Below are 23,300 nucleotides of genomic sequence, written 5' to 3' on the forward strand. Positions count from 1 at the left end.
AAACCGAAATACAATGAAAAAAGAATTTCTGCTGACCTTTTATCTTTTATTTCTATACCTTTTTCAGTGCTTTTCACAAAGCATACCTTTTCACCACCTGACAACCGACAATGGGCTATCACACAATTCTGTAGTATCCATCTATCAGGACGAACGCGATTTTATGTGGTTCGCAACAGCTAATGGACTCAGCCTATATAATGGAAAAGACTTCAAAATCTATCAAAAAGAGAAGGACAATCCTAACAGTATCCAGTACAACGACATTTATCAGATATTGGGTGACCGGAAAGGACACTTGTATATCCTAACAAATAGAGGAGCCTCAGAATATGACATATCTGAAGATAAGTTCACCCATCTGACAACTCAAGACGTAGCTGCAGGATTCTTTACCGACTCCTTATACATAGCTACTTCTTACGAAATATTCAAATACAATGGTAGCAAACTTCGCCCCGTATATAAGTTAAACAATCAACGGAACATACGTCGGTTACTTGTATCCAACGATTCCATCTTCATCGGAACTAATCGCGGACTTTATCTGCTTACCCCCTCCAAAGAATTGCAAACACTCATACCCAACGGACACATTAGTGACATCTTCAAAGACAGTAAAGGCTGTTATTGGGTGGCAGCACGTTCAGGTGAGGGTGCATTCCGCATACAAGGGAAACAGATAACCCATTTCGTACACGACCCCAATAATCCCGCCAGCATTAGTTCCAACTTCGTTCACCGTTTTTGCGAAGACCCGCAAGGAAATATCTGGATAGGCACCTTTAACGGTTTGGACAAATATAACCCAGTAAACGAACAGTTCCGACATTATGAGAAACAACAGACTCCGAAAAGTCTGTCCTATTCATCTATCTGGAGTTTGTATTGCGACCGTCAAGGCAATATTTGGGTAGGAACCTATTTTGGAGGTGTGAACTACTTCAATCCCAAGCAACAAGTATTTCGCGAATATCAACCCTCTCCTATTGAAGAAGAAGGGTTAAGTTCTAGTATAGTTAGCCGTATTACCGAAGACAATCGAGGTAACCTTTGGATAGGAACAGAAGGAGGCGGAGTGAACTTCTACAACAAGCAGACACAAACATACAAATGGTATACACTTGAAAAGCCTGAAAACGGAACTATAAAAAACAACATAAAAGCCCTCTACTACGATCCGCAACAGGAAGTATTGTGGATGGGTATACACATGGGAGGACTTTACAAACTTGACATCAGAACAAATAAAGGTACACGTTATCTGAAACACACCCACAACCTGCCTTCCAATAATGTTGAATCTATACTCCCTTATCAAGGCAAACTTCTGGTTGCCACTGATAATGGAATCATTTTCTTCGATCCAACCACAGAAAAATGCGAACGTTTTTTCAAAAACGATGAAATGTACGAAAAAACGCGCTATAGCAAAGGACTTGTACTGGATAGTCGGGGCATTTTATGGATTATCAGAAACAATAGTGGAGTATGTTCCTACAATCCAGCGACCAATAAACTGTCTACTTACAAAGTAAGCCACGCCATTGAGCATAGCCTTAGTAGTAATAGTGTCAACTCAATCTATGAAGACAGCCAGCACCGGCTTTGGTTCTGTACCAACGAGAACGGATTAGACTTATATCATGCAGAAACAGATAATTTTGAGAATCTCGATGCTAGCCATAACGGACTCTCCAGTAACATTGTCTATAACATTTGTGAACTCGATAGCAACAGGCTGTTGGTTACTACCGACAAAGGTTTGTCCATCCTAAACTATAAGGAAAAAACATTCAAAAACTACAATCAGCTACCTTTAAGCTGCCTCAACGAAAATGCCCTCTACAAAACCCGGGAAGGAGAAATCATCATCGGTGGAACTCAAGGAGCCATCTCATTCCACAAACAGGATCTGAAACAAGAATCGCGTTCGTACAATATTCTGCCCTACCGGCTATTTGTTAATGGTAGAGAAGTAAAAGTAGGAGACAAAAGTAAAATACTAAAACAGGATATCAGCTTCACCAAAGAAATTACGCTCAGAGCCGGACAAAACATTTTCAGTATAGAATATACTACTACCGACTTTCTGCCTTTCAACAAAGCCAACATCATCTACCGTTTGGAAGGATTCTCGCGAAGCTGGAACGACCTGAAACAGAATACTATTACTTATTCCAATCTGTCACCCGGCAAGTATACTCTGATTGTAAAAGCCGAAAATACCGACGAGACATTGGTTCCCCCCAGTCGGCTGACTATCCGGGTACTTCCTCCGTTTTATCTAACGGTTTGGGCTTATGTGCTTTACTTTATCATTCTGGTTTTGGCTGTATGGTACCTGAACCGAGTCTACAAAAGCCGTATCAGAATGCAGGAAATGCTGAAATATGAAAAGAAACATGCTGACGATATCGAACAGATGAACCAGTTTAAACTGCGTTTCTTCACCAATATTTCGCATGAATTCCGCACTCCTCTATCGCTCATCATCGGGCAAATGGAAATGTTGCTCTCACGCCAGCTTTCGCCCGAAATTTATAACAAGCTGTTAGGTACCTACAAAAGCTGCCTGCAACTGAAAGGCTTGGTAACCGAGCTACTTGACTTCCGCAAGCAGGAACAAGGCTATATGAACATCAAAGTAAGCGAGTACAACATTGTAGACTTCGTATACGAGCATTATCTGCTCTTTGCCGACTATGCCAAACTGCGCAACATCACCTTCACGTTTGAAAAGAGCCATGATGACATACCGATGTGGTATGACGCAAAGCAGATGCAGAAGGTAATGAATAATCTGATATCCAATGCCTTCAAGTACACACCAGATGGAGGACGCATTTCTATCTCTGTCCGGAAAAGAGGCAATGAGGTCATTATCGAAGTAACTGACAACGGACAAGGAATCGCTCCCAAAGACATCGAAAGAATATTCGACCGTTTTTATCAGGCCGATCATATCAACTCTATGTCACAAGCAGGAAGCGGTATCGGGCTGTCACTGACCAAAGGTATTGTCGAACTTCATCATGGTACTATCGAAGTTTTCAGTAAAGAAGGAGAAGGCTCTACTTTCTGCATTCATCTGAAAACAGGAAACGAACACTTCACTCCCGAACAAATTTGTACTCAGCAAAACTGTCAGGATGCCTCGACAGGTATCGACCTGAAAGAATACAACCAGTACAAAGCCTACTTGGACAAACAGGAGATAGCTATGCAGGACAATGAAAACCCGAAAGAAAAATACAAAATCCTGATCGTAGAAGACAATGACTCGTTACGCGAAATGCTGGTAGGAATCTTCGAATCGTTCTATACGGTAGTCACTGCCACCAACGGAAAGGAAGGGCTGGAAAAAGTACGGACCGAGCAGCCCAATATCGTACTAAGCGACATAGTTATGCCCCAAATGTCTGGAACAGAACTATGCCATGCCATCAAAAAAGACTTTGACCTCTGCCACATTCCGGTAGTGCTGCTCACAGCTAAAACAGCTATCGAATATAATATGGAGGGGCTGAAAATGGGAGCCGACGACTACGTAACCAAACCATTCAACATCAACCTGCTGTTGTCGCGTTGCAACAATCTGGTAAACAGCCGTATCATGCTGCAAGAGAAGTTCAGCAAACAACCCCAGACCGACATGCAGATACTGGCAACCAATACCCTCGATAAAAAATTCCTGGACCAGGCAATGGCCATCATTGAAGAAGAGATAGACAATGCCGACTTCAACGTAGACCAACTGGCTACCCGAATGGGCATTGCACGTACCAAGCTGTTTACTAAATTGAAAGCCGTCACCGGGCAGACTCCTAACGACCTGATTATCACTATCCGTCTGAAACGAGCAGCCTACATGCTGAAAAACAATCCGGAACTGAACATCTCGGAGATTGCTGACCGTACGGGTTTCAACATTCCCAAATACTTCAGCAAATGTTTCAAGGAGAAATACCATATCAACCCGACCGCTTATCGGAAAGGGACAGACGCTTCTTCACCCGAAGACGCAAAAGAGGATGAAGAAAATGATAAAGAGTAATAAATGAAACATAAATCAAAAGAACAAATATCTATGAAAAAAATTCATTCGGCCATTATCGCATCCTTATCAGCGATATCACTTGTTCAAGCACAGGAAAAGCCCAATATAATAGTCTTTCTGGTTGACGACATGGGAGTTATGGATACTTCCGTTCCTTTTATAACAGATTCCAAAGGGAATGTTCTTCCACAACCTTTGAATGAATGGTACCGTACTCCAAATATGGAGCGTCTCGCCAATCAGGGAGTACGTTTTTCTACCTTCTATGCACAAAGTGTAAGTTCTCCCTCGCGTACCTCCATTATGACCGGACAAAATGCAGCCCGCCACAGAACCACAAACTGGATAAATGCAGAAAGTAACAACAGAGACCAGTTCGGCCCGTACGAATGGAACTGGAAAGGACTAAAATCTACTGACGTAACCTATCCTTCAGTACTTAAAGCCGCAGGATACAAAACGATTCACGTAGGCAAGGCACATTTCGGATGCAACGACAGTTTTGCTGCTGACCCGTGTCATATCGGTTTTGATGTAAACATAGCCGGTTCTGCAATAGGACACCCAGGCAGTTATCACGGAGAGAATGGCTATGGCTGGATTAAAGGACAAAGAGCCAGAGCGGTTCCCGACCTGAAACAGTATCACGGAACCAATACCTTCCTTTCCGATGCGCTTACCCTTGAAGCTTTGAAAGAAGTAAAAAAGGCTGTGGACGAAGGCAAACCATTCTACTTAAATCTTGCCCATTATGCGGTTCACTCCCCCTTTGAAACCGATGAGCGTTTCATTAACCATTATCCCCAAGGAGAGAAAAATGACAAAGCCCGTGCGTTCGCTACTCTTATCGAGGGAATGGACAAGTCTTTAGGGGACTTAATGAACAAACTGGAAGAGATGGGAATAGCCGAAAATACATTTATCATATTTCTTGGAGACAACGGAGGCGACGCACCTCTTGGCGATGCTGCTGATTATGGATCTTCCGCACCTCTAAAAGGGAAAAAAGGATCGGAATACGAAGGAGGTGTCCGAGTTCCCTTTATTGCAGCCTGGGCCAAACCCGATCCGTCCAACAAGTTTCAGAAACAGTTTCCAATAGCACAAAATTATGTGCAGACACAGTTTGGCACAGTAATGGACATATATCCTACCGTACTTTCAATAGCAGGAGTTGACACTCCACAAAATCTGACTTTGGACGGAAGCAATATGAAGAAGCTAATGGCAGGAAAAAAAGACAGAAGCAGGAGAGATGATGTACTGACCCACTTTCCACACCAGCACCGTGGCAGTTATTTCACAACCTATCGCAAAGGAGAGTGGAAGATTATCTATTATTACAACCCTGAAAAGGATGGTATTCCTTCTTATAAACTGTTCAATCTGAAAGAAGATCCATACGAAACGACCGACCTGGCGCCTGTCAATCCCCAGAAACTTAAAGAAATGAGTCGTTTGATGATAGAAAGATTGCAGCTTGAGGATGCATTATATCCTGTTAACAAAGACGGTAAGACACTATATCCGGTAGAATTCAAACCACAACCATCCGAACAGCAATAGTTCTAACCTCTCATTTAGACATATTCACTAACCTAATAATTGCATCAATCATGAAAAAAAACATGGTATTACGTACATGGAGCACACTGTTTCTGCTCTTACTTATTACAACAGCATCGCATGCGTACACCGAAAGGAACCTCCTTCAAAACGCAGTAAGTAAAGAACAGCTGAAAGAAATACTTGTCATGGACGCCGCATGGGTGCCCTACCCTGCCTATGCCGACCGTGAAGGATGGAACGCCATGCTTTCTGATAAAGACAAACAGGCATTGATCCGAGCCGGAGAAAAAATGCTGAACTACCGATGGCAGGTAGTACGAGCTACAGACTATCTGGAATATGAACGCAGTGGGGAAAGAAACATCATGCAAAACCCATACGAAGCTAACAGAAAAGCCATCAGCACACTGATGATGGCCGAACTGGCTGAAGGAAAAGGCCGCTTTGTAGACCAACTTATCAATGGAGTGTTCTTCAGTTGCGAAATGACTTCTTGGGTACTGTCAGCCCACCTGACACGTCAAAGTACGAAGCGCTCGTTGCCCGACTGGCGTGAACAGGTCATCGATCTGGGCTCAGGAAACTACGGTTCTCTGTTGGCATGGGTGCATTACTTCTTCCATGATACATTCGACAAAGTCGATCCGGCAATTTCTCTACGCATACGCCATAGCATTCAGGAAAGAATAATGGATCCTTTTATGCAGAACGACCGCGAATGGTGGATGGCTTTCCACTGGAAACCGGGAGAAATCATCAACAACTGGAACCCCTGGTGCAACTCCAACGTATTGCAATGTTTCCTCTTGCTCGAAAACGACCGTAACAAACTTACGGAAGCCGTATGGCGCACCATGCAGTCTGTTGACAAATTTATCAATTTCGTAAAATCGGACGGCGCCTGCGAGGAAGGACCTTCATACTGGGGACATGCAGCCGGAAAGATGTACGATTATCTGCAAATCCTTTCAAACGGAACCAATGGGAAACTATCACTATTCAATAATCCGATGATACGCCGCATGGGCGAGTATATCAGCCGCTCGTATGTAGGAAACGGATGGGTTGTCAACTTTGCCGATGCCTCTGCAAAAGGTGGTGGCGACGCACCGTTGATATACCGCTACGGAAAGGCTGTCGGCAGCGAAGAGATGATACATTTTGCAGCATATCTCCTGCAAGGGAAACGTCCTACCATCCAATTGGGTAGCGATATTTTCCGAACATTGGAATGTGCGTTATTCAATAAGGAGCTTGAGCAGACTGCCCCCGAGCACAATATTCCGGCTTGCACATGGTATCCTGAAACCGAATTCTGCTACTTTACCAACAACAACGGATGGTTTCTTGCCACGAAAGGAGGTTTCAACAACGAAAGCCATAACCACAACGATGTGGGAACCTTTTCGTTATACATAAATACATTGCCTATGCTGATAGACGCCGGCGTAGGAACATATACACGCCAGACTTTCAGCAGCGAACGCTATTCCATCTGGACCATGCAGAGCAACTATCATAACTTGCCTGTCATAAACGGAGTTCCGCAACGCTACGGACAGGAATATAAAGCCACCAACGTAGTATGCCGTGAAAAGCAACGCTACTTTTCGGCCGATATCTCAACAGCTTACCCTGAAGAAGCAGCCGTAAAGAACTGGATTCGCTCGTACAAACTTGGTAACAATGAACTTACCATTACAGATAAATTCTCACTGAAAGAGGCGAAAGCGGCCAATCAGGTCAACTTCCTGTCCTGGGGCAAGATTGATATAAGCAAGGCAGGAAAAGTGACCATCGAAGTAAAAGGGCAAAAGGTTACACTCGAATATCCATCAAACTTCAAGGCTACACTCGAAACCATTGAATTGCCCGACCCACGTCTTTCGAAAGTATGGGGAGAACAGATTTACCGCATTGTGCTGACCGACACACAACAGAAACTGAACGGTAGTTACAAATTCGTTATAAAATAACATTTCATACTACTTGCAGAAAGCCTTAAAAGTTAACTGCATAAAAAAGAAATGGGCAAATATCCCAATTATAAAAAAGGATATTTGCCCATATTCGTCAATGCTTCGTCTATTTCTTCCAAGGCGCCAGATAGAGTAACCCATCTATATTTCCGCCTCACTACATGACTCTTCCGTATCAGAATTCGCTCGTAAAATGGAACTTGATGTGCTTGAAGTCCATTTGAGCCATCTGCAATACGTAACCCGAATCGGCCAGGAACACGTCGCGGCCTTCGCGGTCCTTGGCCATGTACTGGTATTTGCGCTTCTTGAAGGCATCCAGTTCGGCCGGATCGTCGCTTTCAATCCAGCAGGCTTTGTACAGACTGACGGGCTCCCAACGGCACTTGGCATTGTATTCGTTCTCCAAACGGTATTGGATCACCTCGAACTGCAACTGTCCTACCGTACCGATAATCTTGCGGCCGTTGAACTGATTGACAAACAACTGTGCCACACCTTCGTCCATCAGTTGGTCGATACCCTTGGCCAGCTGTTTCTGCTTCATGGGGTCAGCATTCTCGATGTATTTGAACATTTCGGGCGAGAAGCTGGGCAAACCGCGGAAGTGGAGCAATTCGCCTTCGGTCAGCGTATCACCAATCTTAAAGGTTCCGTTATCGGGCAAACCGATGATATCACCTGCCCAAGCTTCGTCAATGGTCGTTTTACGCTGTGCCATAAACTGTGTAGGACTGGAAAAACGCATTGTCTTGCCATGACGCACGTGATAGTAAGGAGCGTTGCGGACAAACTTGCCCGAACAGATCTTACAGAAAGCCACACACGAACGATGGTTCGGGTCGATATTGGCCGTAATCTTAAAGATGAAACCGGTGAACTTGGGTTCTTCGGGCATCACGATGCGTTCTTCGGCCTTCACAGGACGGGGACTGGGAGCTATCTCCACAAACGTATCGAGCAACTCTTCCACACCGAAGTTGTTCAGAGCCGAACCAAAGAATACAGGAGCCAGTTCGCCCTTCAGATAGTCTTCTACCTGAAACTCGGGATAAACGCCGTCTATCAGCTCCAGTTCGCTGCGCAACTTGTCGGCAAGGTTCTGTCCGATCCGGTTGTCCAATTCTTCGGTATGGATGTCAACTTCCACCTTTTCGGTTACGACCTGCTTACTGGGTTGGAAGAGGTTGAGCTTCTGTTCGTAAATGTTGTAAACGCCCTTGAAGCGGGGACCACTCTCAATGGGCCACGTCAGCGGACGCACGTGAATATGGAGTTCTTCCTCCAGTTCGTCAAGAAGGTCGAAAGGATCTTTGGCTTCGCGGTCCATCTTGTTGACGAAGATGATGACCGGCGTGTTCCTCATACGGCACACTTCCATCAGCTTGCGTGTCTGCGTTTCCACACCTTTGGCACCGTCCACCACGATGATAACGCTGTCTACCGCCGTCAGCGTGCGGTAAGTGTCTTCGGCAAAGTCCTGGTGGCCCGGTGTATCAAGGATGTTGATTTTATAGTCGTGATAGTCGAACTCCATCACCGAAGTAGTCACAGAGATACCACGCTGTTTCTCGATATCCATCCAGTCGGAAGTAGCCGTTTTCTTGATTTTGTTACTCTTCACGGCTCCTGCCACTTGTATCTGTCCGCCGAAAAGCAGCAACTTCTCGGTCAACGATGTCTTACCGGCATCGGGGTGTGCAATGATTGCAAATGTACGTCGTCTTTCTATTTCCTGATTACTTGCCATATATCTGAATTACTTTTCTGATTCTTCTAACAATTTTCCGATGCACTCGGCAAGCGACGCTTCCCAATGGGGAATCTCAATGCCGAATGTTTTCTTGATCTTCGTCTTGTCGAGCACCGAATAGGCCGGACGGGGTGCCTTGGCCGGATATTCATCGGTATGCAAAGGACCGACCTTGCAAGTGGTGATGCCTGCCAGGCGATGAATGGCTACGGTAAAATCGTACCACGAGCAAACGCCTTCGTTGCTGAAATGATAGATGCCGGGAACGATTCCCTGACGGATAGCGGCGAAAATGGCACGAGCCAAATCGCGGGCATAGGTCGGAGTACCAATCTGGTCGAACACAACTCCGAGCGACTCACGTTCACGACCCAGGCGGATCATAGTCTTTACGAAATTGTTGCCATAGATGGAGTACAGCCATGCCGTACGGATAATCATGGTACGGCTGCATTTCCGCATAGCTTCCTCCTCGCCTGCCAACTTCGTTATACCATATACCGAATTGGGGCAAGGCTGCATTTCTTCCGTATAGGGGATGTGCCCCGTACCGTCGAACACATAGTCGGTCGACACCTGTATCAATGCTGCTCCACGAGCTTCGGCAGCTTCGGCCAAGTAGCCGGAAGCCAGATGATTGAGTTTATCGCACAGTTCGCGATTGTCTTCAGCCTTATCCACGGCCGTATAAGCGGCACAATTCACAATCACGTCGATTGCATGATCGCTTACAAAGGCACGCACAGCCTGCTCGTCGCAGATGTCCAGTTCCTGCACGTCGGTAAAGAAATAGGTATATTGTTGGTTTTCGGCGGACAAAACCCGCATCTCATTGCCAAGCTGACCGTTGGCACCGGTTATTAAAATATTCATTTAAAAAATTGATACTTAAAAATATAATGTTACGATGAACAATTTTCGTCTTTGAGCAGAAGCCTTCTCCGGAAATCCTGTCACAGGTCTTCCAGTTCACCTTTCCGCTCCTTGGCATAATAGGCCGCCAGCATGGAAAGAAAACTGCTGATGGCTTCGATGGCACGTGCTGTTCCCTGAGTGATTTCCCGTTTCTGAAGTTTAAGCAGCAATACGCCGTACAGGGCTTCGAAACAGGTTTCCAGTTCGGGTTCGTCGGTCTTTCCGTTTTTTTGACGCAACTCCACGATGAAAGGCAACGCCTTGAAGTAAGCTGCGTTGTAGAACGGATATTTGGTAGACGACAACAGGGCGGCATGCAGGTCGGTCAGGTTCAGTATCACATTGCGGTTGATCTGCAGATGCCCCTTCTTCGTCACTCCTTCGGCACGCATCATCTCAATAAGGTTGCCATACCATTCCTTCAGCGCGGCACGTTCTTCTTCGGGATAACGCGAAACGATGTTGCTGCACATACGGTCGATGTCGCACCCGTTGGCACGTATCAGATCTTCCACTTGCCACATATAAATAAGGTATTCGGCAATGTTTTCTTCTTTCAGTTTCTGTGCTACCTTCATACCACTCTTCCTGATTAATCTTCCAAATCTGCTTCTTTCGTCAATACAAAGATTCTCCCATCAACGTAAATACCAGTCCCACGACCGATACTATCACCACTATGCTTCCAATGATACGGTTCAGCATCCAGATGCCTCGCAAGTTGAAGCGAGTCCGCACTTTATTGACAAAATAGGTGATACCGAACCACCACGAAAGGGCACCCAATGCAATGGCCAGATAGCCCGTAACAGCCTCGAACAGCAGCACGCCGGGGCTAATGAAAGCAAAACGGGCGAAAAGTCCGACAAACAGCAATATGATGAGCGGATTGGAGAGTGTAACGAAAAAAGCCGTAATAAAGTTGTGAAAATAAGTGCCTTTGCTGCCCGAAACCGGACGGATGGACTGCACCGGATTGCTCCGGAAAGTATAGACACCGAATGCCAGCAGCAGAATGCTGCCAAAAAGTTGCAGATAAAAGATGTTTTTATTCACATAGTCGAATACGAAACTCATTCCGTATCCCGTCAGCAACGCATAGAATATATCGCTAAGCGACGCGCCTATACCTGTCACGAAACCATACCAGCGTCCCTTGTTCAGCGTACGCTGTATGCAAAGCACCCCTACAGGACCCAACGGTGCCGACACGATGACACCTATAATAAAGCCCTTCCACAATATGTCCAATATGGTTTCAATCTGAATCATGGGTGCAAAGATAGTGCAAACCAAGGGAAGTACAAAGCGAAAAACGAGTTTTTGACTCTTGTGCATCCACATGCATGCCCTATAACAAAAGCGGACGATGCAAGCAAATGGTATATGAAACAAAAACAACACTTGCACGGCTCGTGAGCCACACTTGTACGGCTCGCGAGAGACACAAGCACGGCTCGCGAGAAACACAAGCAATACTCGTGGGCGTTGCAAGCAATACTCGGCGGGATTACAAATAAAACCCGTGGGGTTTGTCAGCAAAACCAGTCGGCATTGCTTGTGAAACCTGCCTGCATTGCTTGTGAAACCCGACGGCATTGCTTCCGATACCAGACAGCATTGCTTGTTACGCCAGCTAACTACCGATGTTACACGGATAAAGAGGGACGTTGAGAATGAAAAATGAATAATTAAAAATGAATAGTGAAAGGGATACATTTCAAACTTCAAACCCTCATCCCTCAACTTTAAACCTTAAACCCTCCAATTTGCCTTCACGCTTTCACCCGGCTTTCAGCATACTGGTTTTCAGCACAATACGGTGAAACATATGGTTTCACGGAAGATTCACCTTTTAGTTTCACCACTTCCGAATCTGCCCATTTTCCTTGGCTCCACCCCGCGAAAAACAAATTCATTAATCATCTGATAAACAGAAAGATGCGGTGAAGGATGTAACGTACGTGCAAGTATCGATGTAACGTACATGCAAGTGAAGCAGCTTTTACGCTACCCTAAAAACCAAAATGAAACATACCACACCTCCGAAGTAAAAGCTAAAAACAAGGTTTTTGCTTTGTACTTCACTCGGTTTGCACTATCTTTGCATACGAAAAAGGACAAAGGGAGCCATAATCCCCGAAACAACTTGATAATAAAGAATTTTATCATCAATATAGCGCTATAATAATTATGATTTCTTTCTACAGAACTCCTCAAAAAAGCGTGATTGCCGTAGAATGCGAACACGCCATTTCGCAGGCAGAAAGCGAAAAGCTCTGCTGGCTTTTTGGAGAAGCCACCCCCGAAAGTGAAGAAAACCTGAAAGGATATTTCGTAGGCCCGCGCCGCGAAATGATTACTCCCTGGAGTACAAATGCCGTAGAGATCACTCAGAACATGGGCCTCAACGGCATTCTGCGCATAGAAGAGTACTTCCCCGTAGCCGACGAAAACGCCGACCACGACCCTATGCTGCAACGCATGTACAAAGGACTCGACCAACAAGTATTCACCACTAACCGCAAACCCGAACCTATCGTCCACATCGAAGATCTCGAAGCCTACAACGAGCAGGAAGGTCTGGCCCTCTCGAAAGAAGAGATGGACTATCTGAAAAAAGTGGAGAAAGACCTCGGACGTCCGCTGACCGACTCCGAAGTATTCGGCTTCGCCCAAATCAACTCCGAACACTGCCGTCACAAAATCTTCGGCGGTACGTTCATCATCGACGGCGTAGAGCAGGAATCCTCTCTCTTCCAGATGATTAAGAAGACAACACAGGAAAATCCCAACAAAATCATATCGGCTTACAAAGACAACGTAGCCTTTGCCGAAGGTCCCGTTATCGAGCAGTTCGCACCCGCCGATCACTCGAAACCCGACTACTTCCAGGTGAAGGACATCAAGAGTGTCATCTCGCTGAAAGCCGAAACACACAACTTCCCCACCACTGTAGAGCCCTTCAATGGTGCATCAACCGGTACGGGTGGTGAAATCCGCGACCGTATGGGTGGCGGTAAAGGCTCCTGGCCCATCGCAGGTACAGCAGTCTACATGACCTCCTACCCCCGTTCGGAAGAAGGACGCGAGTGGGAAGAAATCCTGCCCGTGCGCAAATGGTTGTATCAGACACCCGAGCAGATTCTGATCAAGGCATCCAACGGTGCCAGCGACTTCGGTAACAAGTTCGGTCAGCCGCTTATCTGCGGTTCGGTGCTGACCTTCGAACATAAAGAAAAAGAAGAAGTCTACGGCTACGACAAAGTGATCATGTTGGCCGGTGGCGTAGGCTACGGCACGCAGCGCGACTGCCTGAAAGGCAAACCCGAAGCAGGCAACAAGGTCGTAGTGATGGGTGGCGACAACTACCGCATCGGTTTAGGCGGCGGCTCCGTATCGTCTGTAGACACAGGCCGATACAGCAGCGGCATCGAGTTGAACGCCGTACAGCGCGCCAACGCCGAAATGCAGAAACGTGCCTACAACGTAGTACGCGCCCTTTGCGAAGAAGATGTCAACCCTGTTGTCTCCATCCACGACCACGGTTCAGCCGGACACGTGAACTGTCTCTCCGAATTGGTAGAAGAATGTGGTGGACACATCGACATGAGCAAACTTCCCATCGGCGACAAGACCCTCTCGGCCAAAGAAATCATTGCCAACGAGAGTCAGGAGCGTATGGGATTGCTTATCAAGGAAGAAGCCATCGAACACGTACGTAAGATTGCCGAACGCGAACGCGCCCCGATGTACGTCGTAGGCGAAACAACCGGCGACCACCGCTTCTGCTTCGAGCAAGCTGACGGCGTGCGCCCCTTCGACCTGGCCGTTGACCAAATGTTCGGTTCTTCACCCAAAACATACATGGTAGACAAAACCGTAGAGCGTCATTACGAAATGCCGACTTACGAACTACCCAAACTGCATGAATACCTGGCCAACGTACTCCAACTGGAGGCTGTAGCCTGCAAAGACTGGTTGACCAACAAGGTAGACCGTTCCGTAACAGGTAAGATTGCCCGCCAGCAATGCGTAGGCGAACTTCAGCTGCCGCTGAGCGACTGTGGTGTGGTAGCCCTCGACTATCGTGGTCAGGCAGGTATCGCCACTTCGCTGGGTCATGCTCCGCAAGCCGCATTGGCCAACCCGGCTGCCGGCTCTGTACTCTCTGTCAGCGAGGCATTGACCAACCTCGTATGGGCACCGCTGGCCGAAGGTCTGGATAGCGTATCGCTCTCCGCCAACTGGATGTGGCCTTGCCGCTCACAAGAAGGTGAAGACGCACGCCTCTACACGGCAGTCAAAGCATTGAGCGACTTCTGCTGCGCTCTGCAGATCAATGTGCCTACCGGTAAGGACTCGTTGTCCATGACACAGAAATACCCCGACGGAAGCAAAGTCATTGCTCCGGGTACGGTCATCGTATCGGCTGGCGGTGAAGTGAGCGACGTGAAGAAAGTGGTTTCGCCCGTATTGGTGAACGACCATAAGACCACACTCTACCACATCGACTTCAGCTTCGACACCCTGAAACTGGGTGGTTCGGCTTTCGCACAGTCACTGGGCAAAGTCGGCGACGACGTACCTACCGTACAGAATCCCGAATACTTCCGCGACGCCTTCCTCGCCGTTCAGGAATTGGTGAACAAAGGCCTCATCCTGGCCGGACACGACATCTCGGCAGGCGGTCTCATCACCACGCTGCTCGAAATGTGCTTCTCCAACGTAGAAGGCGGTATGGAAATCAGCCTCGACAAGATTAAGGAAAACGACCTCATCAAGATATTGTTTGCCGAAAACCCGGGTATCGTTATTCAGGTAGCCGACAAGCACAAGGACGAAGTGAAGAAGATACTCGAAGACGCAGGTGTAGGCTTCGTGAAGATTGGTAAGCCGACCGATGAGCGTCACATCCTCGTCGAAAAAGACGGTGCCACTTATCAGTTCGGCATCGACTACATGCGCGACGTATGGTACTCTACTTCTTACCTGCTCGACCGTCGTCAATCAATGAACGGTTGCGCCAAGAAGCGTTTCGAGAACTACAAGATGCAGCCTATGGATCTGGCCTTCATGCCCGAATTCACTGGCAAGCTCTCGCAATACGGCATCAGCCCCGACCGTCGTACACCGAGCGGCATCCGTGCAGCCATCATCCGCGAAAAGGGTACGAACGGCGAACGCGAAATGGCCTACTCACTCTATCTGGCCGGCTTCGACGTGAAGGACGTAACCATGACCGACCTTGTAAGCGGACGCGAAACGCTGGAAGATGTCAATATGATTGTCTTCTGCGGCGGATTCTCCAACTCCGACGTACTTGGTTCAGCCAAAGGTTGGGCGGGCGCCTTCCTCTTCAACCCCAAGGCAAAAGAAGCGCTTGACAAGTTCTATGCCCGCGAAGATACTCTCTCACTGGGTGTATGTAACGGTTGCCAGCTGATGATGGAACTGAACCTCATCAACCCCACCGACGAGAAACGTGGACGCATGCTTCACAACGACTCGCATAAGTTCGAAAGCCGCTTCCTGGGTGTGACTATCCCGACCAACCGCAGCGTAATGTTCGGTTCGTTGAGTGGCAGCAAGCTGGGCATCTGGGTGGCTCACGGCGAAGGCAAGTTCTCCCTGCCTTACGACGAAGACCACTACAATATCGTGGCCAAATACACCTACGACGAATATCCCGGCAATCCTAACGGTTCCGACTACTCAGTAGCAGGTATTGCCAGCCCCGACGGCCGCCATTTGGCTATCATGCCTCACCTGGAGCGTGCCATCTTCCCATGGCAGAACGCTTACTACCCAGCCGACCGTTTGGGCAGCGACCAGGTAACACCGTGGATAGAAGCCTTCGTCAACGCACGCAAGTGGGTAGAAGAAAAGATGAATAATAAATAAAATCATTTTACCTCCCTCTTTCTAGAGGACACCATACGGATTGTACGCAGTGTCACGAGGATATTCCTCAATTATTCAGTGACTTCACGTACAATCCGTATTTATTTTATCCGTAAGATATGCCACCTCCTTTTTGCTTATCTCAAATAAAAATCCTATTTTTGTAATCTTAATACAAGGGCACATTCTCTGTTAGTGCCAATAAAAACCGACAATCATGTTGAAAAAGGTTCTTTCTTTCATATTCCTCCTGTTTCCACTGCTTTGCATAGCTCAGACTTACAAATACATTGGAGTAGAAAACGGACTAAGCAACAGACAAGTATATGCTATCCAAAAGGATAAAAAGGGATACATGTGGTTTCTTACACACGACGGAATAGACCGTTTCAACGGAAAAGACTTCAAGCCCTACAAACTGATGGACGGAGAAGAAGAGGTAAGCTCTATCCTGAACTTGAACTGGCTTTGTATCGACAAGAAAGGAACATTGTGGGAAATAGGCAAACAAGGGCGTGTCTTCCGTTACGATGACGTACACGACACATTTCAACTGGTCTACAAACTTCCTAAAAGTGCTTTTGTCAAAGAAATCCATTCCCCTGTCAGTTATGGCTTTGTAGATGACAACTGTGTTGTCTGGCTTTGCACTTCCGACCTCATCTACCTGTTCCATTCGGATACAAGCAAGGTTACCACCATTCAAAACGAAATAAACGGAAACATCACAGGAATCGAACAAATAGATTCGACACATTACTTTATAGGAACTGACATCGGCATTCATTATGCCCAACTTCAGAACAATACTCTAAAGGTGTCGCCTTGCGAACAGCTGGACAACCTCACACTCCAAATCAACGAGTTATACTACCACCGTCCTTCACACAAGGTCTTCATCGGTACCTTTCAGCGCGGAGTCTATGTCTACGAACTGGACAACCACCGGATACGCCCTCTTCAGGCCGGCCTGATGGACATCACCATCAACTGCATCCAAGCTCTGAACGATAACGAAATACTGATAGCTACCGACGGAGCCGGAATTTACAAAAGCAACGTCCATACCTACGAATCGGAACCATATATCGTAGCCGACTACAACAGTAACAATGGTATGAATGGCAACAACATCAGCGATATCTACATCGACAACGAACAACGTATCTGGATGGCCAATTATCCCATAGGAATCACCGTACGTAACAACCGCTATGCTTCCTATCAATGGATCAAACACTCCATCGGCAACCGTCAGTCGCTCGTCAACGATCAGGTAAATGCCATCATCGAAGATCATGATGGCGACTTGTGGTTTGCTACCAACAACGGTATCAGCCTTTATGAAGTGAAGAACGGAAAATGGACTTCATATCTCAGTATGTTCGACCAGGAACTCCATAGCAAGAACCATGCTTTCCTCTCTCTGTGCGAGGTAGCTCCCGGCATCATCTGGGCAGGCGGATACAGTTCCGGTATCTACGAAATCAACAAGCACAACAACAGCGTAAACTTCTTTACTCCTTCTTTGTTCGGCAACCTGAATATCCGTCCCGACAAATACATCCGTTCCATTACACTGGATTCGGAAGGTAAAGTGTGGTCGGGTGGTTATTACAACCTGAAAGAGATAGATTATAAGAAGAAGGAGATACGCTATTTCGACGATCTGACAGGAGTCACTACCATTCTTGAAAAAGACAAGAAACACATGTGGATAGGAACGACAAACGGACTTTACTTGCTTGACAAAGAAAGTGGAAAGCCGCAATCCATCTCCATGCCTATTGAGTCTTATTACATTTATTCTCTTTATCAGGCCGGCGACAGCCTGCTGTATATCGGAACAAACAATGCCGGTCTGTTGATCTACGACATCCGGACAAGCAAGTTCGAACGCTACTATACAGAAAACAGCGCACTGATATCCAACAACATTTACGATATTCTGTCCGACGGACAGGATAACATATTTCTTAGTACGGAAAGCGGATTAAGTAACTTCAGCACCGTCGATAAAACTTTCCACAACTGGACCAAGGAACAAGGTCTGAAGTCTGACCACTTCAACGCATCCTCGGGAACGTTGCGCAAAAACGGAAATTTCATTTTCGGAAGCACGGACGGTGCCATCGAATTCAGCAAAGACATTGTGCTTCCCAGTGATTACAAGTTTAAAATGGTACTTAGCGACCTGCGTGTGCTATACCAGACGGTTTATCCCAACGACGAGGACTCTCCTCTGAAGACCGACATCAACGAAACAGAAACCCTCAGGCTGAAGTACGATCAGAATACATTCTCCATGCAGGTATCGTCCATCAATTATGATTACCCTTCGCTGATTCTTTATTCCTGGAAACTGGAAGGCTTTTACGATGCCTGGAGCCGCCCCAGCCGGGAAAGTAGCATCCGCTTCACCAATCTGAATCCGGGAGAATACACCTTGCGCATACGAGCCATCTCGAATGAAAACCGCAATGTAATTCTGGAAGAACGCAGCATGCAGATCATCATAGAAAAACCAATATGGCTGAGCGGATGGGCTATCGCCTTTTACATCATCCTGTTGCTAAGCATTGTCGCTACCGGCATGCGTATTTTAATGATGAAAAAGCAAAGGAAAGTTTCGGACGAGAAAATTCGTTTCTTCATCAATACGGCACACGACATCCGTACCCCGTTAACCCTGATAAAAGCCCCATTGGAAGAAGTGGAAGAACGCGAACAACTGAGCGAAAAAGGAAAAAGCAACCTGAACACCGCTTTGCGGAATGTGAATGCCTTATTGCGTCTGACTACCAACCTGCTCAATTTTGAACGGGCAGATACATACTCCAGCAACCTGCACGTAGCCGAATATGAGCTGAATACTTATATTGAAGAAACTATTCATGTGTTCAAGGCATATGCCGATGTCAAACGGATTGCCCTGACTTATGAAAAGAATTTCCAGTACCTCAACGTCTGGTTGGATAAGGATAAAATGGATTCCATCCTGAAAAATATCATATCGAATGCCCTTAAATACACACCAGAAGGAGGTAGCGTACAAATCTGCGCTACCGACAACAACGACTCGTGGAGCATCGAAGTAAAAGATACCGGAATCGGTATACCGGCATCCGAACAGAAGAAACTGTTTAAAATGCACTTCCGTGGAAGCAATGCCGTCAACTCAAAAATAACAGGAAGCGGCATCGGATTGCTACTGGTATGGAAACTGGTCAACATACACAAGGGAAAACTCAGCTTCAGCAGTACCGAAAACAAAGGCTCGTCCATCAAAGTCACGTTCCCGAAAGACAAAAGGAAGTACCGAAAGGCACTTGCTCATCCGGAACAGAACGATGGAAATGCCGGACATAATATAACTGTCCAGACTGCACAGGTCCGTATGCCAGCAGAAAAACAATCAAACCCCAACCAACAGTCGGAAGACCTGCCTAAACTGCTGATAGTAGAAGACAACGACGAACTGAGAACTTATCTGCAAAACAGCTTGTCCGACGAATATCGTATTCAGGTGTGCAACAATGGCAAGGAAGCCCTTGGCATGGCAAAAGAAATAATGCCAAGTCTGGTCATCTCGGACATTATGATGCCCGAAATGCGTGGCGACGAATTGTGCCAGATATTGAAGAAAGATATCGAGACTTCGCATATCCCCATCATTCTGCTGACAGCACTCAGCACAGACAAAAACATCATAGAAGGCCTGCAAAGCGGTGCCGACGAATACATAGTGAAGCCGTTCAACATCGGTATTCTACGAGCTACGATAGCCAATCTGCTGGCCAACCGTGCACTGTTGCGCCGCAAATATGCCAACCTGGAGCTGAATGACAAAGGCGCAGACATACCTTGCAGCAATTGCAGCAACGACCTTGACCGAGAGTTCATCGCAGCCGTGAAGAAAGGTGTCGATGAAAACATGGACAACCCCAACTTCAATGTCGATACCCTCTGCAGCCTGATGAATATGAGCCGTACCAGCTTCTACAACAAGATAAAAGCACTGACCGACCAGGCGCCGGCCGACTATATCCGCCTAATAAAACTGAAATATGCTGCCCGACTGCTGGAAGAACAAAGATACAGCATCACGGAAATTGCCGAAAAGACAGGTTTCAACGATGCCAAGTATTTCCGTGAAGTGTTCAAAAAGCACTTCAATGTCAGTCCGAGCCAATACGCCAAAGACAAGCTACAGGAAAAAGAGAAGCGCCTGTCGCCCGAAAACCCATCGTAAGAGAAAGGGCAACATACACATTTCATCTTAAGAATTGACTAATAAACTCTTATCATTTTATGAATATTTATCTCGAAGCCTTCTCCATCTTCTTCAAAATCGGTGCCTTCACCATCGGTGGAGGTTATGCCATGGTGCCGCTGATAGAAGACGAGATTGTAACGAAACGCAACTGGATAGCCAAAGAAGACTTTATAGACTTGCTTGCCATTGCACAATCGTCACCGGGCATTCTGGCCGTCAACATATCCATCTTCATCGGCTACCGTCTGCGAGGCATCCGCGGCAGTATCGTCACCGCATTGGGTACCATTCTGCCTTCTTTCCTTATTATATTGGCCATTGCCCTGTTTTTCCACAACTTCAAGGAAAACACAGTTGTCGAACGTATATTTAAAGGCATACGTCCCGCTGTTGTAGCCCTGATTGCAGCCCCTACCTTCAGCATGGCAAAATCGGCTAAGATAAACAAGTACAACGTCTGGATTCCGGTCGTGTCTGCCCTGCTGATCTGGCTTCTTGGCTTTTCGCCCATCTGGATTATCATTGCCGCAGGAGTCGGCGGATACGTATGGGGAAGATACAGAAAAATGAAGAATGAAGAATGAAGAATTAAAAAGGAGGAAACAAAGATATGATATTTCTGCAACTATTTTATACCTTTTTCAAGATAGGCCTTTTTGGATTTGGTGGAGGTTATGCCATGCTTTCGATGATACAAGGCGAAGTGGTCACACGCTACGAATGGCTCACACCTCAGGAGTTTACCGACATTGTCGCCATCAGTCAGATGACTCCCGGTCCAATCGGTATCAATTCGGCTACCTACGTCGGCTTTACGGCTACGGGCAGTGTATGGGGATCGGTGATTGCGACGTTTGCCGTGGTACTTCCGTCCTTTATCCTGATGCTCACCATCAGCCGTTTTTTCCTGAAGTACCAGAAGCATCCGGCAGTAGAAGCCGTATTCAGCGGTTTGCGCCCTGCTGTGGTAGGACTGCTTGCTTCCGCAGCGCTGGTTCTGATGAACACCGAGAATTTCAGCTCGCCTACCGAAGATACTTACTCGTTCGTCATCAGCTGCATCATTTTCCTGGTGGCTTTTGTCGGAACAAAGAAGTACAAGCTGAACCCTATCGGGATGATTATTGCCTGTGGTCTGGCTGGGCTGCTGCTTTACTAAGCGGTCTACACTTTTCTATATAAAAGGCGCGGATTTCACAGAGTGTACGGATCAAAAAACAACAAGCGATCCGTCGTATCTGCGAAATCCGCGCCTTTTTTCTGTCCGAAGATACCGACAATCAATCGGCCATCGGGACATCTATCTATTCCGTTACAGTTTTATTTTCTTCGATACCTGCTTGGATTCGTTCTGCAAACGATCGAGGGCAGTTACTACATAACGGTATTTCTTCTTTCCATCTACGTAAGGCAGCTTGTAGAAGCAGTCGCGAGTAATGGCTACAATATGCGAGGGGTCGTCCAAATCGACATCTTCCTTGCTATCGAAACGATATACTACAAACTGCACGGCACGGTCCATCTCGTCCTTATACTTGGGAGCCGTCCAGAAAAGGATATATCCGTCTTCCGTCCATACTGGTTTCAGCTTACGTACCTTATCGGGAGCCTGATTGTCCATGAAGTCGAACACTGGCGGCAAAGCCGGATACTTGTGATATTCGGCAACCAATGCGTCGCGATAACGTCCCTGATTCTCGACTACGGCAGCTGCATACCACTGGCAACTTCCGCCGATGGTCTGGTAAGCACGCTGCAAAGCCATCTTACGCGGCAACTGGTTTATTCCGGGATCCTGCGGATCGGCATTCTGGATGGTGTTCTGCACCGACTGTCCGATAAACAGCGGACGGTTTTCGGTATGTTTGGCCCACCATCTTACCAACGTTTCGTAGTCGGCAGCCGGATGTCCGATGTGCCAATATATCTGCGGGATGTTATAGTCGATCCAGCCCTCGCGTGCCCACAGCAATACGTCGGCATACAGGTCGTCGTAGTTCTGCAGTCCTTTCGTCTTGCTGCCCAGCGGGTCGCTGCTTTCGTTGCGGTAGATGCCAAAGGGCGAGATACCGAATTTCACCCAGGGTTTCACCTCACGGATAGTCTCGTGCAACTGCTTGATAAGCGTATTTACATTACTGCGGCGCCAGTCGGCCTTGTTATCAAAACCGCCTCCGTAACGGGCAAAGCTGGCATCGTCAGGAAAATCGACTCCCTTAATCGGGTAAGGATAGAAATAGTCGTCCATGTGGATGGCATCGACATCGTAGCGCGAAACGATATCGCCCACTACCAGACAGATATGACGGCGACTTTCGGGCAAGGCCGGGTCGAAGTAAATCTGGTCACCATAAGTCACAAACCACTCAGGATGCAGATTGTACACATGATTGGGCACAAGCTCGTTCCTCAAAGATGTCTTTACCCGATACGGATTGATCCACGCATGAAACTCCATGCCACGCTTGTGGCACTCTTCAATCATAAACTGCATGGGGTCCCAATACGGTTCGGGGGCCTGTCCCTGTACTCCCGTCAGATAGCGGCTCCAGGGCTCCAGACGCGATGCGTACAAGGCATCCGCCTCGGGACGTACCTGAAAGATGATGGCGTTGAAACCCGCCCCACGCAGCGAATTCAGCTGTTCTATCAGCGTCTGCTTCATTTTCTCTGTCGACATGCCTTTGAATTGGCCATTCACGGCCTGAATCCACGCTCCACGGAACTCACGTTTGGGATAGCGTCCCGACGCGATATTTTGTGCTGATACCGTCAGCATCGACACACACAGCAACAGGTGCAATAATAGTATTCTAATCTTCATAATCCGGTATTTTCAATTAA

At 47.0% G+C, this 23,300-nt stretch carries 12 protein-coding genes; 7 read left to right on the forward strand and 5 right to left on the reverse strand.

The window, feature by feature from the left end:
* The first annotated feature begins 13 nt into the window (after positions 1 to 13).
* The 3 genes from Q3C19_RS11625 to Q3C19_RS11635 all read left to right on the forward strand — a co-directional run bounded on the left by Q3C19_RS11625 (position 14) and on the right by Q3C19_RS11635 (position 7,605).
* Positions 14 to 4,057 carry a two-component regulator propeller domain-containing protein gene (locus tag Q3C19_RS11625; protein WP_302729474.1) on the forward strand — a complete coding sequence of 1,348 codons (4,044 nt, stop codon included), beginning with the start codon at positions 14 to 16 and terminating at the stop codon, positions 4,055 to 4,057.
* A 33-nt stretch (positions 4,058 to 4,090) separates the two neighbouring features.
* Complete coding sequence (locus Q3C19_RS11630; protein ID WP_277120566.1) at positions 4,091 to 5,626, forward strand: sulfatase; 1,536 nt, start codon at positions 4,091 to 4,093, stop codon at positions 5,624 to 5,626.
* 62 nt (positions 5,627 to 5,688) lie between these two features.
* Positions 5,689 to 7,605, forward strand: a complete 1,917-nt coding sequence (locus Q3C19_RS11635; RefSeq protein ID WP_277120568.1) for a heparinase II/III family protein — start codon at positions 5,689 to 5,691, stop codon at positions 7,603 to 7,605.
* A 178-nt stretch (positions 7,606 to 7,783) separates the two neighbouring features.
* Here Q3C19_RS11635 and Q3C19_RS11640 read toward each other — a convergent pair whose 3' ends face one another.
* The 4 genes from Q3C19_RS11640 to Q3C19_RS11655 all read right to left on the reverse strand — a co-directional run bounded on the left by Q3C19_RS11640 (position 7,784) and on the right by Q3C19_RS11655 (position 11,548).
* Positions 7,784 to 9,358, reverse strand: a complete 1,575-nt coding sequence (locus Q3C19_RS11640) for a peptide chain release factor 3 (protein WP_277120569.1) — start codon at positions 9,356 to 9,358, stop codon at positions 7,784 to 7,786.
* Between the two features lie 9 nt (positions 9,359 to 9,367).
* The gene (gene rfbD, locus Q3C19_RS11645) at positions 9,368 to 10,234 is read right to left on the reverse strand and encodes a dTDP-4-dehydrorhamnose reductase (protein WP_287641557.1); all 867 of its coding nucleotides are present in this window, start codon (positions 10,232 to 10,234) and stop codon (positions 9,368 to 9,370) included.
* Positions 10,235 to 10,314: 80 nt separating this feature from the next.
* Positions 10,315 to 10,854 carry a DUF4924 family protein gene (locus tag Q3C19_RS11650; RefSeq protein WP_302729478.1) on the reverse strand — a complete coding sequence of 180 codons (540 nt, stop codon included), beginning with the start codon at positions 10,852 to 10,854 and terminating at the stop codon, positions 10,315 to 10,317.
* Between the two features lie 40 nt (positions 10,855 to 10,894).
* Entirely contained in the window at positions 10,895 to 11,548 is a 654-nt protein-coding gene (locus tag Q3C19_RS11655) for a LysE family translocator (RefSeq protein WP_022161771.1), read from the reverse strand.
* 921 nt (positions 11,549 to 12,469) lie between these two features.
* Between Q3C19_RS11655 and purL the strand changes: the two genes are divergently transcribed.
* From purL to Q3C19_RS11675, 4 genes are all read left to right on the forward strand, one after another.
* Positions 12,470 to 16,180 (forward strand): phosphoribosylformylglycinamidine synthase, encoded by a 3,711-nt coding sequence (purL, locus tag Q3C19_RS11660; protein WP_071149016.1) that lies wholly within the window; start codon positions 12,470 to 12,472, stop codon positions 16,178 to 16,180.
* 217 nt (positions 16,181 to 16,397) lie between these two features.
* On the forward strand, positions 16,398 to 20,432 hold the full coding sequence (locus tag Q3C19_RS11665; protein ID WP_302729482.1) for a two-component regulator propeller domain-containing protein: 4,035 nt from the start codon (positions 16,398 to 16,400) through the stop codon (positions 20,430 to 20,432).
* 59 nt (positions 20,433 to 20,491) lie between these two features.
* Complete coding sequence (locus Q3C19_RS11670; protein WP_022161774.1) at positions 20,492 to 21,040, forward strand: chromate transporter; 549 nt, start codon at positions 20,492 to 20,494, stop codon at positions 21,038 to 21,040.
* A 26-nt stretch (positions 21,041 to 21,066) separates the two neighbouring features.
* On the forward strand, positions 21,067 to 21,615 hold the full coding sequence (locus Q3C19_RS11675) for a chromate transporter (protein ID WP_022161775.1): 549 nt from the start codon (positions 21,067 to 21,069) through the stop codon (positions 21,613 to 21,615).
* A gap of 153 nt (positions 21,616 to 21,768) precedes the next feature.
* On the opposite strand, the gene Q3C19_RS11680 is transcribed toward Q3C19_RS11675, so the two are convergent.
* The gene (locus Q3C19_RS11680; protein WP_022161776.1) at positions 21,769 to 23,280 is read right to left on the reverse strand and encodes a glycoside hydrolase family 10 protein; all 1,512 of its coding nucleotides are present in this window, start codon (positions 23,278 to 23,280) and stop codon (positions 21,769 to 21,771) included.
* Positions 23,281 to 23,300: the final 20 nt, after the last annotated feature.

This window comes from Bacteroides sp. ET489, assembly GCF_030518095.1.
In the GTDB taxonomy this organism is placed as follows: Bacteria; Bacteroidota; Bacteroidia; order Bacteroidales; family Bacteroidaceae; genus Bacteroides; species Bacteroides ndongoniae.

What these genes read in the sequence shown, in the direction of transcription:
- Q3C19_RS11625 (WP_302729474.1), top strand. Translation starts at nt 14, where the DNA reads ATGAAAAAAGAATTTCTGCTGACCTTTTATCTTTTATTTCTATACCTT.
- Q3C19_RS11630 (WP_277120566.1), top strand. Translation starts at nt 4,091, where the DNA reads ATGAAAAAAATTCATTCGGCCATTATCGCATCCTTATCAGCGATATCA.
- Q3C19_RS11635 (WP_277120568.1), top strand. Translation starts at nt 5,689, where the DNA reads ATGGTATTACGTACATGGAGCACACTGTTTCTGCTCTTACTTATTACA.
- Q3C19_RS11640 (WP_277120569.1), bottom strand. Translation starts at nt 9,358, where the DNA reads ATGGCAAGTAATCAGGAAATAGAAAGACGACGTACATTTGCAATCATT.
- rfbD (WP_287641557.1), bottom strand. Translation starts at nt 10,234, where the DNA reads ATGAATATTTTAATAACCGGTGCCAACGGTCAGCTTGGCAATGAGATG.
- Q3C19_RS11650 (WP_302729478.1), bottom strand. Translation starts at nt 10,854, where the DNA reads ATGAAGGTAGCACAGAAACTGAAAGAAGAAAACATTGCCGAATACCTT.
- Q3C19_RS11655 (WP_022161771.1), bottom strand. Translation starts at nt 11,548, where the DNA reads ATGATTCAGATTGAAACCATATTGGACATATTGTGGAAGGGCTTTATT.
- purL (WP_071149016.1), top strand. Translation starts at nt 12,470, where the DNA reads ATGATTTCTTTCTACAGAACTCCTCAAAAAAGCGTGATTGCCGTAGAA.
- Q3C19_RS11665 (WP_302729482.1), top strand. Translation starts at nt 16,398, where the DNA reads ATGTTGAAAAAGGTTCTTTCTTTCATATTCCTCCTGTTTCCACTGCTT.
- Q3C19_RS11670 (WP_022161774.1), top strand. Translation starts at nt 20,492, where the DNA reads ATGAATATTTATCTCGAAGCCTTCTCCATCTTCTTCAAAATCGGTGCC.
- Q3C19_RS11675 (WP_022161775.1), top strand. Translation starts at nt 21,067, where the DNA reads ATGATATTTCTGCAACTATTTTATACCTTTTTCAAGATAGGCCTTTTT.
- Q3C19_RS11680 (WP_022161776.1), bottom strand. Translation starts at nt 23,280, where the DNA reads ATGAAGATTAGAATACTATTATTGCACCTGTTGCTGTGTGTGTCGATG.